The 16929-nt window shown below is 71.7% G+C and carries 15 protein-coding genes; 6 read left to right on the top strand and 9 right to left on the bottom strand.

From position 1 onward, the window contains the following. The first annotated feature begins 35 nt into the window (after positions 1–35). Positions 36–2483 carry an ATP-dependent DNA ligase gene (locus AB3M83_RS07540; RefSeq protein WP_412946585.1) on the top strand — a complete coding sequence of 816 codons (2448 nt, stop codon included), beginning with the start codon at positions 36–38 and terminating at the stop codon, positions 2481–2483. A 31-nt stretch (positions 2484–2514) separates the two neighbouring features. On the opposite strand, the gene AB3M83_RS07535 is transcribed toward AB3M83_RS07540, so the two are convergent. The 5 genes from AB3M83_RS07535 to murI form a co-directional block, all read right to left on the bottom strand. Further along, complete coding sequence (locus AB3M83_RS07535; RefSeq protein WP_412946583.1) at positions 2515–3918, bottom strand: HNH endonuclease signature motif containing protein; 1404 nt, start codon at positions 3916–3918, stop codon at positions 2515–2517. 155 nt (positions 3919–4073) lie between these two features. Continuing rightward, positions 4074–4985: a cation diffusion facilitator family transporter gene (locus AB3M83_RS07530; RefSeq protein ID WP_412946580.1), complete on the bottom strand. Its 912-nt coding sequence runs from the start codon at positions 4983–4985 to the stop codon at positions 4074–4076. Positions 4986–5053: 68 nt separating this feature from the next. Further along, on the bottom strand, positions 5054–5674 hold the full coding sequence (gene rdgB / locus AB3M83_RS07525; protein WP_412946579.1) for an RdgB/HAM1 family non-canonical purine NTP pyrophosphatase: 621 nt from the start codon (positions 5672–5674) through the stop codon (positions 5054–5056). Then, positions 5674–6417: a ribonuclease PH gene (rph, locus tag AB3M83_RS07520; protein ID WP_412946576.1), complete on the bottom strand. Its 744-nt coding sequence runs from the start codon at positions 6415–6417 to the stop codon at positions 5674–5676. The genes rdgB and rph overlap by 1 nt, the downstream gene beginning before the upstream one ends. Next, the gene (gene murI / locus AB3M83_RS07515) at positions 6414–7241 is read right to left on the bottom strand and encodes a glutamate racemase (RefSeq protein ID WP_412946574.1); all 828 of its coding nucleotides are present in this window, start codon (positions 7239–7241) and stop codon (positions 6414–6416) included. The genes rph and murI overlap by 4 nt, the downstream gene beginning before the upstream one ends. A 38-nt stretch (positions 7242–7279) precedes the next feature. Here murI and AB3M83_RS07510 point away from each other — a divergent pair, with 38 nt between their 5' ends. After that, complete coding sequence (locus AB3M83_RS07510; RefSeq protein WP_412946571.1) at positions 7280–8620, top strand: nicotinate phosphoribosyltransferase; 1341 nt, start codon at positions 7280–7282, stop codon at positions 8618–8620. Between the two features lie 87 nt (positions 8621–8707). Here AB3M83_RS07510 and AB3M83_RS07505 read toward each other — a convergent pair whose 3' ends face one another. From AB3M83_RS07505 to AB3M83_RS07495, 3 genes are read right to left on the bottom strand one after another with little or no spacing between them, the layout of a single operon-like run. After that, positions 8708–8974 (bottom strand): DUF3039 domain-containing protein, encoded by a 267-nt coding sequence (locus AB3M83_RS07505; protein ID WP_184216880.1) that lies wholly within the window; start codon positions 8972–8974, stop codon positions 8708–8710. A 38-nt stretch (positions 8975–9012) separates the two neighbouring features. Next, positions 9013–10566: a hypothetical protein gene (locus AB3M83_RS07500; protein ID WP_412946567.1), complete on the bottom strand. Its 1554-nt coding sequence runs from the start codon at positions 10564–10566 to the stop codon at positions 9013–9015. Then, positions 10542–12233, bottom strand: a complete 1692-nt coding sequence (locus AB3M83_RS07495) for an ABC transporter ATP-binding protein (protein WP_412946564.1) — start codon at positions 12231–12233, stop codon at positions 10542–10544. Before AB3M83_RS07495 ends, AB3M83_RS07500 begins: the two co-directional genes overlap by 25 nt. Positions 12234–12417: 184 nt before the next feature. On the opposite strand from AB3M83_RS07495, the gene AB3M83_RS07490 reads away from it, so the two are divergent. Genes AB3M83_RS07490 through AB3M83_RS07475 form a run of 4 tightly spaced genes read left to right on the top strand, consistent with a single transcriptional unit; the run spans position 12418 to position 15587 of the window. Continuing rightward, positions 12418–13110, top strand: a complete 693-nt coding sequence (locus tag AB3M83_RS07490; RefSeq protein ID WP_412946562.1) for a phosphocholine cytidylyltransferase family protein — start codon at positions 12418–12420, stop codon at positions 13108–13110. A 52-nt stretch (positions 13111–13162) separates the two neighbouring features. Then, positions 13163–14017, top strand: a complete 855-nt coding sequence (locus tag AB3M83_RS07485) for a hypothetical protein (protein WP_412946561.1) — start codon at positions 13163–13165, stop codon at positions 14015–14017. After that, positions 14014–14235, top strand: coding sequence for an SCO4848 family membrane protein (locus AB3M83_RS07480; protein WP_412946559.1), 222 nt, complete (start codon positions 14014–14016; stop codon positions 14233–14235). Before AB3M83_RS07485 ends, AB3M83_RS07480 begins: the two co-directional genes overlap by 4 nt. Before the next feature lie 38 nt (positions 14236–14273). After that, positions 14274–15587: a maltokinase N-terminal cap-like domain-containing protein gene (locus AB3M83_RS07475; protein WP_412946556.1), complete on the top strand. Its 1314-nt coding sequence runs from the start codon at positions 14274–14276 to the stop codon at positions 15585–15587. On the opposite strand, the gene AB3M83_RS07470 is transcribed toward AB3M83_RS07475, so the two are convergent. Beyond that, the gene (locus AB3M83_RS07470; RefSeq protein WP_412946554.1) at positions 15588–16859 is read right to left on the bottom strand and encodes a hypothetical protein; all 1272 of its coding nucleotides are present in this window, start codon (positions 16857–16859) and stop codon (positions 15588–15590) included. Positions 16860–16929: the final 70 nt, after the last annotated feature.

Raw genomic sequence — 16929 nt, 5'->3', positions numbered from 1 at the left:
CCGGGCGGCCAGGGGTTGCGCACTAGCCTGGGCGCATGGCATCGGCAGCACAGGACGTCGTCGTCGACGGTCGGCGCCTGCGGCTGAGCAATCTCGACAAGGTGATGTACCCCGAGACCGGGACCACCAAGGGCGAGGTCATCGACTATCTGACGCGCATCGCGCCCGTCATGCTGCCCCACCTGCACGGGCGCCCGGTGACCCGCATCCGCTGGCCCGACGGCACCGCCGAGGGGTCGTTCTTCGCGAAGGACCTCGAGCGCGGCGCGCCCGCGTGGGTGACGCGCCGGCCCATCGATCATTCCTCCGGAGCCAAGGACTATCCGCTCGTCGACCGCTTGCCGACGCTCGTCTACCTCGCGCAGGTGGCGTCGATCGAACTCCACGTGCCGCAGTGGCGCTTCGACGCCGATGGGCGGCGTCGGAACCCGGACCGGCTGGTGCTCGACCTCGATCCGGGCCCGGGAGCAGGCCTCCACGAGTGCGCCGAGGTCGCGCGGTGGGCGCGGACGATCCTCGCCGGCATGGGCATGGAGCCGCTTCCCGTGACGAGCGGGAGCAAGGGCATCCATCTGTACGCACCCCTCGACGGCAGCCGGACGAGCGACGAGATCTCGGCGTTCGCCAAGGAGATGGCGCGGCTGCTCGAGGCCGACCACCCTGATCTCGTCGTCAGCTCGATGTCGAAGGCCGCGCGGCCCGGCAAGGTGTTCCTCGACTGGAGCCAGAACAACGGGTCGAAGACCACGATCGCACCGTACTCGCTGCGCGGCCGCGACCGGCCCACCGTCGCCGCGCCCCGCACCTGGGAGGAGCTCGACGACCCGGCGCTTCGCCACCTGCTGTTCGGGGAGGTCCTCGAGCGGGCGGCGACGGCCGGCGATCTGTTCGCGCCGCTCGCCCCGCGGGACTCCGGTCCGCTGGCGTCGTACATCGCGAAGCGCGATGCCGAGAAGACGCCGGAACCCGTTCCGCGCTCGCCGGCGGTCGGCGGGTCCGACGAGACGGCGCGCTTCGTGATCCAGGAGCACCACGCCCGCCGGCTGCACTTCGACCTGCGGCTCGAGCGTGACGGGGTCCTGGTCAGCTGGGCCGTGCCGCGCGGCATCCCGGAGTCATCGGACAAGAACCACCTCGCCGTCATGACCGAGCCCCACCCGATGGAGTACCTGGAGTTCGCGGGCGAGATCCCGGCCGGCGAGTACGGAGCGGGGACCATGACGATCTGGGACACCGGCACGTTCACGCTCGAGAAGTGGCGCGATGACGAGGTGATCTTCACGGCGACGGGCCGCGTCGACGGCCCGCTCGGGAGCGTGCGGCTCGCCCTCATCCGCACGAGCGGCGACGGCGAGAAGTCGCAGTGGCTGCTGCACCGCATGAAGACGGATGCCGCCCCGCCGAAAGCCGCCTCGCCGAAAGCCGCCTTGGCGAAGATCGCCGCGCCGGGAAGCGGGGAGGCCGCTCCGTCTGAGCCACCCGCCGCGCCGGTTGCGTCGAGGTCGCTCCTGACGTCCTCCGATCCGATGCTCGCGACGAACTCGAACGTCGCCTTGGCGCGGCAGGCGGCCGATCGCTGGGGGCCCTGGGTGGAGTTCAAATGGGACGGCATCCGCGCCGTCGGCGTCTGGGACGGCCGCCGGCTGCAGCTGCGCGCGCGGAGCGGCACCGACATCACGGCGCGGTATCCGGAGCTCACCGACGTCGACCCGGGTCTCACGGCGCCGCCGTGCGTCGTGGACGGCGAGATCGTCGCGCTCGATGCGCGCGGTCGACCGAGCTTCTCGCGGCTGCAGCACCGGATGCACCTGACGAAGCCGCGAGAGATCGCGCGGGAGGCGGAGCGCATCCCGGTCACGTTCATGCTGTTCGACGTGATCGAGGTCGATGGGAAGGACGCCGCTCCCCTGCCGCTCTCGCAGCGGCGCGAGCTGCTCGACGCGATCGCCGCCGACACGATCCCGGCGATCGTCGTCCCCCCGGTCGCCGGCGACGTGGACGACGCCCTCGCCACGGCCCGGCAGCTGGGACTGGAGGGCGTCGTCGTGAAGGATCCGTCGTCGGCCTACCGCCGCGGCGTCCGGAGCGAGCAGTGGCTCAAGGTGAAGCTCACGCTGATGCAGGACGTCGTGATCGGCGGCATCCGTCCCGGTAAGGGCGGCCGGAACGGCGAGATCGGTTCGCTGCTGATGGGCGTCCCGACGGAGGACGGGCTGCACTACATCGGACGGGTGGGCTCGGGGTTCAGCGGCGCGACTCTGTCGCGGCTGGCGGCCGCGCTGGAGCCGCTGCGCACCGACGAGAACCCGTTCGTCGACATCGGACGTGTCGAGGCGTCGGACGCCCGGTGGGTGCGGCCGGAGCTGGTCGGCGAGGTGGAGTTCGCGGAGGTGACGTCGGGCGGCACGTTGCGCCACGCCCGGTGGCGCGGTCTCCGCTCCGACATGAGTCCGGGCGACGTGGTCTGGGACGAACCGGTCTGACGACGACGAGACGGCGGCGGCTGAGACGGCGTCAGAACGGCGGCGGCTCCGACTCGATGTCGGGCACGAACCGGACGACGGCCGGTGGCCTGTCGAGGTAGCGCCGCCCCGTCGGACCGGCCCACTCCAGCACGCCGTGCCCGAGCTGACGCACGCGCCAGGCGGTGTGGTGCTTGCCGGTGTGGTGACGGCGGCAGAAGTGCGCGAGGTTCTCGCCCTGCGTCGGGCCCCCGTCGGCGGCGGGTCGGTTGTGGTCGATGTCCGATCGGTGCGCGGGACGCGTGCAGCCCGGCGTCCGGCAGCGCTCGTCGCGTGCGGCGAGGAAGCGCCGGAGCTGCGCCGAGGGACGGTAGCGATCGGTCGCCAGCGGCTCCCCCGTGTACGGATCCGTGAAGACGCGGTCCCATCCCGGTGCGGCCCCGGCGAATCGGCGAGCGAAGCCGGGATCGACCGGTCCGTAGCCCGCGAGGATCGCGGGCGCACCCGGCATCCCGGCCAGGGTCGATGCCGGGACGGTGACCTGGATCCGGCCGGTGATCGTCCGCGTCACCGCCGGATCGCCGTGCGCCGTCGGGACGCCGGTCAGCAGGAGGTCGGCGAAGACGTCCGCACGGACCTGATCTGCGGTGCGGCGAGGGGACTGCGGCGCGGCGATCGCCGACCCGCGCCGCGTTCCGCACGTCGAGAGAGTCGCGTGGTCGGCAGGATCCTCCCGCTCGCACGTCTCAAATGCCGGGACCCCGGAACGGTCGGAGTCGTCGTCGCGGACGGCTTCCTCGCCCAGCCGCATCAGTCGTTCCCGGATGGCGTACGCCAACGGTGCCGGCAGATCGGCGATCAGCCGAGCCATACCGTCGTCGAGGTCGTAGAGCTTCACTGCCCGCTCCGCACCCGTCTGCGCCAGTCGCTCGCTGAAGGCGTCGGGGTCGACCGCCGCCGCGATCGCGCGTGCGACGGATGCCATCCTCCCCGGCGACTCCGTCTCGGCGGCCGCCAGCGCGAGCACCTCGTACCGGCCCCGCGACGATTCCTCCGTGATCAGCGTTCCGGCCCGGACGATCGCCCACGCGTGCCCGGCGTCGATGGTCCCGGACTCCCACGCCGCCAGGGTCTGCGAGAAGAGCTCGACCAGGATCGTGGCGTCCCCCAGCCGCCCTTGAACGGTCCTGTCCGACACACGCATCGCCGCGCCGAGTTCCAGCGACACCTCCCGCAGCGGAAGGTCGCTGCCGAACGTGCCGGTCCGTTCGCGATACGCCACCGCTCGCTCACCGACCAGTCCGACCGCACCGGCCAGCAGTCGCGCCTCCGCCGCCTGGAGTCGGGCGATCTCACGTCGGGTCGTCACGACGTGTCCGACGAGCGCGTCCAGCTCCCGCCAGCCCAGCTCGTGTCCGTCGTCGGCCGATGGATCGCCGACAGTCTCGTGCCCCATGCGTCCTCCACATGGCCGGAACGGCCGTCATCGAGTTCCGGATCCCCCGAAGTAGGTAGGCACGAGGATCTTCGATCCATTATCACACAAAGATACGGGGGAAGCAACGCCGCGGCCGCTGCAGTTTCGTGCATCTCTGCGAAAGGGATCCGGCCTCAGGCGTGCGCGTCGTGCTCCAGGTGGCCGGCGGGCTCCAGTTGGAACGTCGAGTGCGCGACGTCGAAGTGCTCCGACAGGCACGACTGCAGCTCCGACAGCAGCGCGGCCGCCCGGTCGCGCGCGAACACATCGGCATCGACGACCACATGGGCGGTGAAGACGGGCGCACCCCGCGTGAGCTGCCACACGTGCACGTCGTGGACGTCGACGACCCCGTGTGCGCCGAGGATGTGCGCGCGGATGTCCGGCACCCGCGTTCCACGCGGCGCCCGCTCCCCCAGCACGTCGATCACCTCGCGGAGCAGGCTCACCGCCCGGGGCACGATCAGCACGGCGATCGCCAGCGACGCGATCGCGTCGGCCGGCATCCACCCCGTCAGCCAGATGACCAGGGCCGCCACCAGGACGACGCCCGAGCCCACGAGGTCGCCGAGCACCTCGAGGTACGCTCCCCGCACATTGATGCTCGTCCGCTGGGCGGCGCTGAGCAGGTACAGCGACACGGCGTTCGCCACGAGGCCGATCGCCGCGACGACCAGCATGGGAAGGCCCTGCACCTCGACCCAGCCGGGTTCCACCAGTCGCCGGACCGCCTCCACCGCGATCACCGCGCACAGCGCGATCAGGATGACGGCGTTCACCAGGGCGCCGAAGACCTCGGCCCGCTGGTAGCCGTACGTCTGCCGGTCGTCGGCCGGCCGCGCCGCGACGGATGCCGCGATCAGCGCCACCACGAGCGCGGAACTGTCGGTGAACATGTGACCCGCGTCGGCCAGCAGCGCGAGCGACCCGGTGAGGACGGCGCCGATGACCTGCACGACCAGGACCGTCGCCGTGAGGGCGAGTGAGATCGCCAGCAGCCGGCGGGGTCCACCCGCACGGATGCCGCGGGGCGCATGATCGTGCATATCCCGAGGCTAAGCCCGGGGTCGCCCGCCGGAGCACTGTCCGGCGATGTCGGGAATGAGTCCGATTCTCAGGCTCGGAGCCCGGCCAGCAGCGGCCCGAGCGCCACGAAGGCGCGGGCGCGGTGCGACTGCGCGTTCTTCTCCTCGGGACTGAGCTCGGCTGCCGTCCGAGCCGGCTCGCCCTGCTCGTCGGGGATGAACACGGGGTCGTAGCCGAACCCGTTGTCTCCGACGGGGGCGGTCGCGACGCGACCGGGCCAGATGCCCTCGACGACGTGCTCCTCCGCCGGCCGGCCGTCCTCCGCCGGGATCACCAGGGCGATCGTCGAGACGAACTGCGCCGTCCGGTGGGGGTCGGCGATGTCGGCGAGCTGGTCGAGCAGCAGCTCGTAGTTCGCGACCCCGTCCTTTTTGTGGCCGGCCCAGTACGCCGAGAACACGCCGGGAGAACCGCCCAGGACGTCCACACGGATGCCGGAGTCGTCCGCCATCGCCGGGAGTCCCGTGTGTGCCGCGGCGGCCCGCGCCTTGATGAGCGCGTTCTCGGCGAAGGTGACGCCGTCCTCGACCGGCTCGGGACCGTCGTATCCGACGACCTCCAGGTCGGGCCGGGTCGCGCCCACGATGGCGCCGAACTCCTCGACCTTGTGCGCGTTGTGCGTCGCGAGGACCACCCGACCGGACGGCATCAGTCGGACTCCCCGGCGAGGGCCGCGGTCTGCTGGTCGCGCAGGGATGCGCAGCCCGCGACGCCGAGGTCGAGCAGCGCGTCGAGCTCGCGCTTGTCGAACGGCGCGCCCTCGGCGGTGCCCTGCACTTCGACGAAGAGTCCGCGCCCGGTGACGACGACGTTCATGTCGGTCTCGGCGCGCACGTCCTCGACGTAGGCGAGGTCGAGCATCGGCTCGCCGTCGATGATGCCGACCGACACGGCTGCGACCGAGTCGATCAGCGCCTTCGCGTTCTTGCCGACGAAGCCCTTGGCACGGCCCCACTCGATGGCGTCGGCGAGGGCGACGTAGGCCCCGGTGATGGCCGCCGTCCGCGTGCCGCCGTCCGCCTGGAGGACGTCGCAGTCGATGACGATGGTGTTCTCACCCAGTGCCTTCGTGTCGACGACCGCGCGGAGGGCACGACCGATCAGGCGCGAGATCTCGTGCGTGCGCCCGCCGACCTTCCCCTTGATCGACTCGCGGTCGTTGCGCGAGTTCGTCGCCCGCGGCAGCATCGCGTACTCGGCGGTCACCCAGCCCTTGCCCTTGCCGGTGAGCCAGCGCGGCACGCCGTTGGTGAAGGACGCGGTGCACAGCACCTTCGTGCCGCCGAAGGAGATGAGCGCCGACCCCTCGGCGTGGGCGCTCCAGCCGCGCTCGATCGTCACGGGACGCAGCTGGTCGACGGCGCGACCGTCCTTGCGGGTGATGTCGGTCATGGGGTTACCTCCGATAGGTCGATGGCGCCGGTCTGCACGAGCCGCACGGAGCTGACGCCCCGGCCCATGAGTCGGTCGGCGAGGAGCAGGAAGTCATCGGCGGATGCGCCGGTGGCCTCGTAGTCGTGCGTGGGCACGGCGTCGGACCCGGCGAGCAGGTCCCGTGAGACGAGCTGCCGGTAGACGTCCTTGGCCGTCTCGGTGTCGCTCGAGACGAGCGACACCTCGGGGCCCATCACATAGCTGATGGCGCCCTCGAGGAACGGGTAGTGCGTGCAGCCGAGCACGAGGGTGTCGACGCCGGCGTGTCGCAGCGGGGCGAGGTACTCCTCGGCCACGCGCAGCACATCGGGCGAGTCCGTGACGCCGGCCTCCACGAACTCGACGAACCGGGGGCATGCCTGCGCGAAGACGGTGAGGTCGGGTGTCACGCCGAGCATGTCCTGGTAGACCCCGGAGCTGATCGTCCCCTCGGTGCCGATCACGCCGATCCGGCGGTTGCGCGTCGTCGCGATGGCGGTGCGCACCGCCGGGTTGATCACCTCGACGACCGGCACGTCGTACCGCTCGCGGGCATCGCGCAGGAGTGCCGCGGACGCCGTGTTGCACGCGATGACAAGCATCTTCACGCCCTGGTCGACGAGCGTGTCGAGCACCTCGAGGCCGTAGCGCCGCACGTCGGCGATGGGCTTGGGCCCGTAGGGCGAGTGGGCGGTGTCGCCGATGTACACGATCGACTCCCGCGGCAGCAGCTGAGAGACCGCCCGGGCGACGGTGAGACCGCCGACCCCTGAATCGAAGATCCCGATCGGTGCATCCGTCACGGTCATCCAGCCTACTCGCGCCTGGATAGAGTGACGGGATGAGCACCCCTACGGCGTTGCTGACCGACCAGTACGAGCTCACCATGCTCGACGCAGCTCTGCAGGACGGAACGGCGGACCGCCCGTGCGTGTTCGAACTGTTCGGCCGGCGCCTGCCCGGCGCGCGTCGATTCGGCGTGGTGGCCGGGACCGGTCGCCTGCTCTCGCTGCTGCGTGACTTCCGCTTCGACGAGGCTGAGCTGGCGTTCCTGCGCGATCACCGGATCGTGAGCCCCGAGACGGTCCGCTTCCTCGAGGGCTACCGGTTCACCGGGACGATCACGGGGTACCGCGAGGGCGAGCTGTACTTCCCGGGCTCGCCGATCCTGACGGTCGAGGGATCCTTCGCCGAAGCGGTCATCCTCGAGACCCTGGCCCTCAGCGTGCTCAACCACGATTCGGCCGTCGCGACCGCCGCGGCGCGCATGAGCATCGCGGCCGGCGAGCGGCCGCTGGCGGAGATGGGCTCGCGCCGCGCTGCGGAGCAGTCCGCCGTGGCCGCCGCGCGCGCCGCCTACATCGCAGGGTTCTCGGCCACGAGCAACCTCGAGGCGGGCCGGACCTGGGGCGTTCCCACCATGGGCACGGCAGCGCATTCCTGGACGCTCCTGCACGACACCGAGGAGGATGCGTTCCGCAGCCAGATCGCCGCCCTCGGCGTCGGCACCACCCTCCTGGTGGACACTTACGACATCCGGCAGGGTGTGGCCACCGCGATCGCGGTGGCGGGCGCCGGGCTCGGCGGCGTGCGGCTCGACTCCGGCGACCTGCCGACCGTCGCGGCATCCGTTCGGGAGCAGCTCGACGGCCTCGGCGCGACGGGGACGAGGATCACCGTGACGAGCGATCTCGACGAGTTCGCGATCGCCGCCCTCGCCGCGTCGCCCGTCGACGCGTACGGTGTCGGGACGTCGGTCGTGACGGGGTCCGGCTCGCCGACGGCCGGCATGGTCTACAAGCTGGTCGCCCGGCAGGGTCCCGACGGCTCGTGGGTCTCGGTCGCGAAGGCGTCGACCGACAAGGCCTCGGTCGGCGGCCGGAAGAGCGCCTTCCGCACCCGGACCGCCGACGGTGTCGCCACCGGCGAGCTGATCGCCGTCGCCGACGGCTTCGAGCCGATGGCTGCCATGGCCGACCGGCCCGACGCGCGCGCCCTCCAGGTCACCCTGGTGGAACGAGGCGAGACCGATGCCGCATACGAAGGACCGGACGGCGTCGCCGCCGCCCGCGCACACCACCTGCGCGTGCGCGAGGAGCTGCCCGTGACGGGGCTGGCCCTGAGCCGGGCGGACCCGGCCCTGCCGACCGTGTACGAAGACGTCGACGCACCCGGATCCTGACGATCGCGTGACATGGATGCTCCCCGGCCTCATCGAGGACCGCGACGGCACCACCCCATCCGCCCGACCGACGTCTTCACCCGCGGTCTACGAGGTCATCGACGCGTAGATCTCCTTGCAGGTCGGGCACACCGGGAACTTCTCCGGATCGCGACCCGGCGTCCACTTCTTGCCGCACAGGGCGCGTACGGGCTTGCCGGTGATCGCCGACTCGAGGATCTTGTCCTTCTTCACGTAGTGCGAGAAACGCTCGTGGTCGCCCGGTTCGATGGTCTCCTCGCGGATGAGCTCTTCGAGTTCACGGTCGAGGGTGGCGAGTCCGCCCTGGTCGGGGCTGTCGATCGGCGTGCTCATGACCCTGAGTGTATCGGGAGACGGGTCGGACGGGCCCGTCACATCGTCTCGGCGAACTCCATGATCCGACTCGAGCGACGCTCGAACGCGACCCCGCCGACGACGACTCCGGCGATCAGCACCGCCAGGCCGATGGCGACCCCGCCCCACAGCGCGGTCCACGCGTACTGCGCGTCGCGGGTCAGCGTGAGCCACGCCCACCACAGCGTCGGCGCGCTCAGCAGGACCGCGCCGAGCAGGACGAGCGACTGGGCCATCCCGCCGCCGGTGCGCTGCGGCTGCTCGAACGGGCCATCCCCCGGGCGCGACACCGGGTACGGCGCGACCGCCGACGAGATCGAGCTCAGGCCGAGTCCGCTCGCGAACAGGCTCGCGCACACGCCGATCATCGCCGGGAGGACGTCCCAGCGATCGTGCGCCCACACCGACAGCGTGACGGCGACGGCCAGCAGCGGCACGGCGATCAGCACGACCGGCGCGAGCCGCCCCATCCGGTCGGCGAACCCGCGCACCCCTGCGGCCAAATGCAGCCAGATACCCGTGGAGTCGTACGCGAGGTCGTTGTGCGCGAGCCACCCGAAGAACAGCGCCATGAGCGGGGCCGGGATGAGGGCGACGGTCTCGACCGGCACGCCCACGACGAGCAGCGGCACGATCACCAGGACGGACGCGATCGGGACGATGATGATGTTGGCGAGGTGGCGTGCGTCCGAGAACCAGTACACGATGCCGCGGGCGGCGATCGCACCGCCCGGGGTGCCGGGCATGACCGCGAACCAGCCGAGGCCGCGACGCTCGCGGACCGGAACGGGACGCGACGTCGTCGTCAGCATGCGGCGGGTCAGCCAGGCCCACAGGACGGCCAGCGCGAGCAGCGTCGCCACCGCGACGGCGAGCGGACCGACGAGGTCGCCGCCGCGCCGCAGCCCGATGGCCCACGCCGCGCCGAGCGGAGTGAGAGCGAGCCCCCGCGCCGCCTCGACCAGCTGCGGCGGCAGCCCGGCGCCCCACTCGAGCGATGCGAGGAAGACGGCCGCGGGGACGACGAGGATGAGCGCCGCCGTCACCATCAGCCCCGTGAGCTGCGGCGTCCGACGGTCGCGCAGCGCGAGGGCGCCGATCGCCATCGCACACCGGGCGGACAGGAGGCAGGTCGCGACGCCGAGGAACGCGGCGATGACGGCGAGGAATCCGGCCGCCCCGTGGCCGGTCCACGCCACCGCCATCGCCGCCGCGACCGCGATGACGGCGAGGATGGGGAGGCTGATGACGGATGCCGCGGCCACCGTGCCGGCGACCCAGCCCGGCGACCTGCCGAGCACCGCGAATCGCCGCGGATCGAGCGGGTCCTCCGCGCCGAGGAACAGCGGCAGGAGCGCGAAGCCGAGGACGAGCGCGGATCCCAGCACGAGCGTCAGGGTGTCGGCGGCGACTCTCGGAGCATCGGCCAGCCGCGCCACCGCGATGCAGACGGCGCCCAGGACGATCACCAGCGCGAGCGCGGCGAGCAGACGCCGGGCGAGGACCGCCCCCCGCGTGCGCAACGAGCCGAGCAGCAGCGCGAGTCTCAGTCGGAGTACGTGTGCAACCACTCCAGGCCTTCCACATCGCTGCGGCTCCCGGCGAGCTGGACGAAGCGCTCCGCGAGTGTGTGATCCCCGCGGACCTCGTCGACGGTGCCCCGCGCCAGCACCTGCCCGCCCACGATCACCGCGACGCCGTCGCACACGCGCTCGACGAGGTCCATGCCGTGGCTGGAGAGGATGACGGTGCCCCCGTGCGCGACGTAGGTCGAGAGGATGTCGAGGATCGCCGCGCTCGAGACGGGGTCGACCGCCTCGAACGGCTCATCGAGCACGAGCAGACGGGGCGAATGGATCATCGCGCCGGCGAGCATGATCTTCTTCGTCATGCCGGCCGAGTAGTCCGACACGGGCCTGCCGAGGGCGGCGGTCAGATCGAACGCGCGGGCGAGGTCTGCGCTGCGCTCGGCGACGACGGCGTAGCGCAACCCGCGGAGGACACCGTAGTAGTGCAGCAGCTGGCGACCGGTGAGACGGTCGAACGTGCGCAGCCGGTCCGGCAGCACCCCCATCTGAGCCTTCGCCGCGTCCGGATCACGCTCCATGTCGAGGCCGGCGATCTCGATCCGTCCGGCATCCGGGCGGAGCAGGCCGGCGATCATCGACAGGGTCGTCGTCTTCCCTGCGCCGTTGGGGCCGACCAGGCCGTAGAAGGTCCCGGTGGGGATCTCGAGGTGGAGGTCGTCGACGGCGCGCGTCTGGCCGAAGCTCTTGCCGACTCCGGTCAGGCGCAGGGCGGGCGCCTCGCCGCCGGGCTCGACAGCCGTCGGTTCGGCGGAGGCCGGCACCGGAAGGTCCGACTCGGCGTCGATGTCCTCGGTGTCGCGCGGAGGAGCGATCCTCTCGGTCACGATGACCTGGATCGGGTTGACGTGCGTGTCCTCATCGATCTCGTCGTCGAAGAGGTCGACGAGCGCCGACGTCTCCCCGGATTCGGGGGCGACCTGAGTCCCGGTCTCGGCGACCGGCTCGGACAAGGTGACCGGCTCCGGCTTCAGCGCCGGCTCCGGCTTCAGCTCCGGCTCGACGGGCGGCTCGGGCTCGACCTCTGTCTCGACCTCCGAAGCAGCGATCGGCTCGGCCTCCGGCTCCGGCTCGCGCTCGACGACCGGCTCCGGCGCCGGCGCGGGCTCGGGCTTCACGACGGGCTCGGATTCCGTCTCGACGACGGGCTCGGCCTCGGCCTCGGCCTCGGTCTCGGGCTCGGTCTCGGGGATGGTCTCCGGCTCCGCCTCGATGGCCGGACCGGAATCCTCGTCGGCGTCGGCTTCCGCCGGGGCGGCCGAACGTTCCTGCTCGAGGCGTGCGGCCAGGACGGCGGCCGAGACGTCAGGCTTGGGGGGTGCCGACGCACGGGACTTCCGCCTCGCGCCACGCTTCTTCTTCGACGGGCCCTTCGGTGCGGTCGCCGCTGCTTCGGGTCGCGCGACGGTCGCGTCGACGGTCTCGGCGGCGTCGGCATCCGGCTTCGACGTCACGGCGGAGGGCAGCGGCGGAACGGGAGGGATCCGGGGCGGGGTCGCCTCCGCGACGAGGAACGGCTCGAAGCCGGCGGCCTCGGCCCGTGCGGCGGCCGCTTCGGCCGCCGACACCGCGGGAGGCGGAGGAGGAACGGCGGCAACGACGCCCGGATCGACGTCCGGGTCGGGCTGCGGCCGGGGCGGCACGGCAGTCATCCGACAAACCTAGCAACCGCACCTGGACGCGCCGTCCGTCCGCGTCATCGGAGGTCGTTTGTCACGAATGCACAACGGCGACCGGGTGCTCGGGCCCTTTTCAGGTGCCCCCGCTACGATTGGGGGCGGCACGAAGGGGTGTCCATCCGTCAGACGGAAAGAACACATCGTCAGGAGAATACCTGTGACCACCCAGATCGTCATCCTTGCCGCGGGCATGGGCTCGCGCCTCGGGCGCAGTCTCCCCAAGCCCCTGACAGCACTCAGCGACGGCCGCTCGATCATGGGCCAGCAGCACGACAACATCCGTGCCGCGTTCGGCACCTCCGCCAAGATCACGACGGTCGTCGGCTACCGCGCCGAGACGATCGTCGACGCGTTCCCGGACGTCAACTACGTCTACAACGACCGCTACGACCAGACGAACACGTCGAAGAGCCTCCTGCGCGCCCTCGCGGCGACCGGCAAGGGCGGCGTGCTCTGGATGAACGGCGACGTCGTCTTCGACCCCCGCGTCCTCGGTCGCGCACTGTCGCTCATCGAGAACGAGCAGTCCTTCGTCACCGTCAACACGTCGAAGGTCAGCGACGAAGAGGTCAAGTACACGGTCGACGCGTCGGGTCACATCGCGCTGCTGTCGAAGACGGTCGAGGGCGGCCTCGGCGAAGCGGTCGGCATCAACTACATCTCGCGCGCCGACAAGCCGGCCCTGATCGCGCAGCTCGGTCGCGTCGATGACCAGGACTACTTCGAGCGGGGCCTCGAGCTCGCGATCGCCGAGAGCGGCGTCCGCATCCAGCCGCTGGACATCTCCGACCTGTACGCCGTCGAGGTGGACTTCGCCGAAGACCTCGAGCGCGCGAACCTCTACGTCTGAGGAAGTCAACCCACCGGGCATGTCGAGCGCTGGTTCCTAGGATCGGTCTGCCATGACCGACGTTCCCCGCATCCACTCGCTCCCCGCTGACGCACCCTGGGCGGGCGGCCTGCCGCCCGAAGGGTCCGACGAGCACCCGCGGATGATCCGCATGCTCGACCGTGTGCTCGCGGTGCAGCGCCCCGCGGTCATCGCGCACCTCCGGAGCATCCGGCTGCGGCACCCGGATGCGAGCACCCTCGACATCGCCCGCTACCTCGAACGCCGCTACCTCGCCGCCGTGACCAGCGGCGGTGCGGCGGTCGGCGCCACCGCGGTGGTCCCCGGGATCGGGACCGGCGTGACGCTCGCGCTCAGCGGCGTCGAGACCGTCGGCTTCCTCGAGGCCACCGCGCTCTACGCCCAGTCCCTCGCCGAGCTCCATGGCCTGCGCGTCGACAACCCCGACCGTGCCCGCGCGCTCGTGCTCACCCTCATGGTGGGCAAAGAGGGCGTCGACCTCGTCTCGCAGTTCGCGAAGCAGGTCACCGGCAACGGCCCCGGCCGCGACAAGTACTGGGGTGAGCTGATCACCAAGTCGCTCCCCCGGGCGGCGATGGGGCCCCTCGTCGATCGGCTCAAGTCGGCGTTCGTCCGCCGCTTCGCCGCGACGGGCGGCGCGTCGCTGGTCGGCAAGGCGCTGCCGTTCGGCGTCGGGGCGGTCGTCGGCGGCGCCGGCAACCACATCCTCGGGCGTCGCGTCGTCACCAACGCGCACCGCGCGTTCGGTCCGCCGCCCGTGGCGTACCCCGAGGCACTCGAGCCCAAGCCCGGCGCCGCTCCCCTGGAGCGCAGCGCGGGACGCGCCGTGCGAAGCGTGTTCGGTCGACGCGGACGGCGTGACTCGGCCCGTACCATCGAGAAGTGACCCCGCTCCTCGTCGCCCTGCTCCTCGTCAACGCCGCCTTCAACGCGCTGGTGTGGCCGAGCTTCTACCGCCGCGTGTCCCGCGACCCGCGAGCGCGGGATGACGCCGGCAAGCCCACGCGGTTCCTGACGGTCCACGCCGTGCTCGTCGCCGCCGCACTCGTGATCGCACTGGCATCCGCGATCGCCGCTATCACAGTTTTGGCGATCGGTCTCTGACCTCGACAGGCGCCGGGAGCGCCCCATAGCCTCCAGGCATGGAACGCGTACTCGAGAGTCTCACCACGTGGATGCCGCGCCAGCGCTGGTACGCGAACAAGGCGCACACCCCGCAGCTGGCCCTCGATGCCCGCTGGGAGCTTCCGTCGGCTGACCCCGACGCGACCATCGCCGTTCTGCTGGTGAGGGACGTCGCGGGGGGCGAGACCGTCCGCTACCAGGTGCCGGTGGTCGAGCGCCCCACCGCGCTCACCCCCGCCACCGTGATCGCCCGGACGGATGCCGGCGTCCTCGTCGACGGCCCGCACGACCCCGCCTACGCGCGCGCACTGCTCGCCGCCATCGCGGGCGACGCTGGCGACGGCATCCGCGGCACCGCCGTGGCGCCCATCGACCCCGACGCGTACCGCGCGAAGGTCCTCAGCGGCGAGCAGTCGAACACGTCCATCGTCTACCGCAGCGACTCCGGCGCCCTGCCGCTCATCTGCAAGGTGTTCCGGCAGGTGAGCGCCGGCATCCACCCCGACGTCGAGCTGCAGGTCGCCCTCGCGCAGCACGGATGCCGCCACGTCGCGGCCGCCGCCGGCTGGATCGACGGCGAGTGGGCGGCGCCGGGCGAGGCCGCGCAGACCGCGGCCCTCGCGTTCGCGCAGGAGTTCCTGACGGGCGTCGAGGACGCCTGGCGGGTGGCGCTGCGCGCCGCACGATCGGGCGAGCCCTTCGCCGATGAGGCGGCGAGCATGGGCCGCGCGGTCGCCGACGTGCACGCCCACCTCGCCGACGCGTTCCCGGGAGCGACCGCGTCGGAGGCCGCACGCGACGGGATCCTCGCGGTCTGGGAGCGACGCCTGGCGATGGCGGTCGCCGAAGTCCCGCAGCTGGCTGCCCATGCCGACGGCATCCGCGCTGTGTACCGCCGCGCGGCGGACACCGACTGGCCGCCGCTGCAGCGCGTCCACGGCGATCTGCACCTGGGTCAGGTGATCCACACGCCCGACCGCGGCTGGCTGCTGCTCGACTTCGAGGGCGAGCCGCTGCGTCCCATGCCGGAGCGCCGCGAGGTCGATCTGTCCCTTCGCGACGTGGCCGGGATCCTGCGGTCCTTCGACTACGCCGCCGGCACCGTCCAGCTCGAGGACCCCGGTCTGGCCGACCGCGCGGCGGAGTGGTCGCGGACCGCCCGCGACGCGTTCCTCGCCGGGTACGCCGAAGCGGTGCCCGGCCCACTCGATGAGCCGCTGCTGGCCGCTCTCGTCCTCGACAAGGCCGTGTACGAGACCGTCTACGAGGCGCGGAACCGGCCGACCTGGATCGAGATCCCGCTCCGCGCGGTCGCCGACCTCAGCGCCTGATCAGTCCTCGACGAGCTCGTCCTCGTCGGCCTCGTCGTCCGGGGCGTCGGCCGTCACGGCGTGCCAGCGGTCCCACTCGAGCATGAGCCGCGCGATGGCGTCGTGGAAGCGTGCCGACGCCGCACCGGGCGTCGTGTCGCCGAAGTAGTGCCGCACCCAGTGCTCCAGCCGCGACACCGACTCGGGGTCGGTGCGGACGCGCTCCACGGCGTCGAGCAGCTGCGCCGGGGGGCCGGCCGTGAGCCACTCCGCTTCGGAGAGATAGCCGCCCGCATCGATCGTGGCATCCGGCGAGACCGGACGCGTCACCAGCAGCGGTCGTCCGGCCGCCAGCCGGTCGTAGACCATCGCCGAGATGTCCACGACGGCGACGTCCGCCGCCGAGAGCTGCCAGCCGAGCTCCGGACCGTCGTCGAAGACGTGCTGCGCCGTGCGGTCGGCCGCGTTGGCGGCGGCGATCGCCGCGACGATGCGCTTGTGGGCTGCTCCGTAGGTGGCGTCGACGACACCCGATCGCGGGTGCGGCCGATACACGAGCCGGTGGCCGGGAGAGTCCAGGACCGCCGTGACGAGCGCCTCGCCGTGCGTGGCGATCGACCCGTACGACGCCGACGGACGGTCGCCCTCCCACGTCGGCGCATAGAGCACGACGACCCGCTCGTCGGGCGTGTAGGGCAGGTCGCCCGAGAAGTGATCCGCCTGCGGGCGGCCGATCGAGATCGTGCGGGCGTCGAGGTCGTAGTCCCACAGCACGCGCGACAGCCGGGCGCGGGCGGCATCCCCCGCGATCAGGGCGTAGTCGTACGCCTTGAACTGGTTCGTGGTCATGTACATCTTGTCGGACTCGCCGTGGTTGATGAACACGTGCCAGCGATGCCCGTACCGGAACATCTGGAAGTTACGGGTGTTCTGGTTGACGTAGAGCACGACGCGGATGTCCTGCTCCGCGATGTACGCCTCGAGGTCGCGCACCATCGGCACGAAGGCGACCGGCAGGGCGCCGTCCTCGAGGATGGCACGCGTGCCGGTGGGGTTGCGGCTGAGGACGACGACGGGCCACGATTCCGCAAGCTGCTGCAGCGGCTTGTACCACTGCCGGATCTGGTACATGTTGACGTCGCCGTCGGCGAAGTAGACGGCGACCTGATACCGATCGCCGCTCTGCCGCGGAACGGATGCCAGTCGGCGCTGCACGTCCCGGACGGCCAGCCGGTTGGCGGCGGCCTTGCGGACCAGGCCCAGGGCCGTGCCGAGGTCGTCGAACACACTCATCCCTCCAGCTTACCGAGGCGCCTGTCGTCGCCGGGGCGGCTCCTCCCGCTGCCGCCGGGGCCGCCATGAC

The organism is Microbacterium pasadenense, assembly GCF_047246565.1.
In the GTDB taxonomy this organism is placed as follows: domain Bacteria; phylum Actinomycetota; class Actinomycetes; order Actinomycetales; family Microbacteriaceae; genus Microbacterium.
The sequence above is the reverse complement of the archived record's forward strand: the minus strand, read 5'-3'. Positions and strand labels throughout refer to the sequence as shown.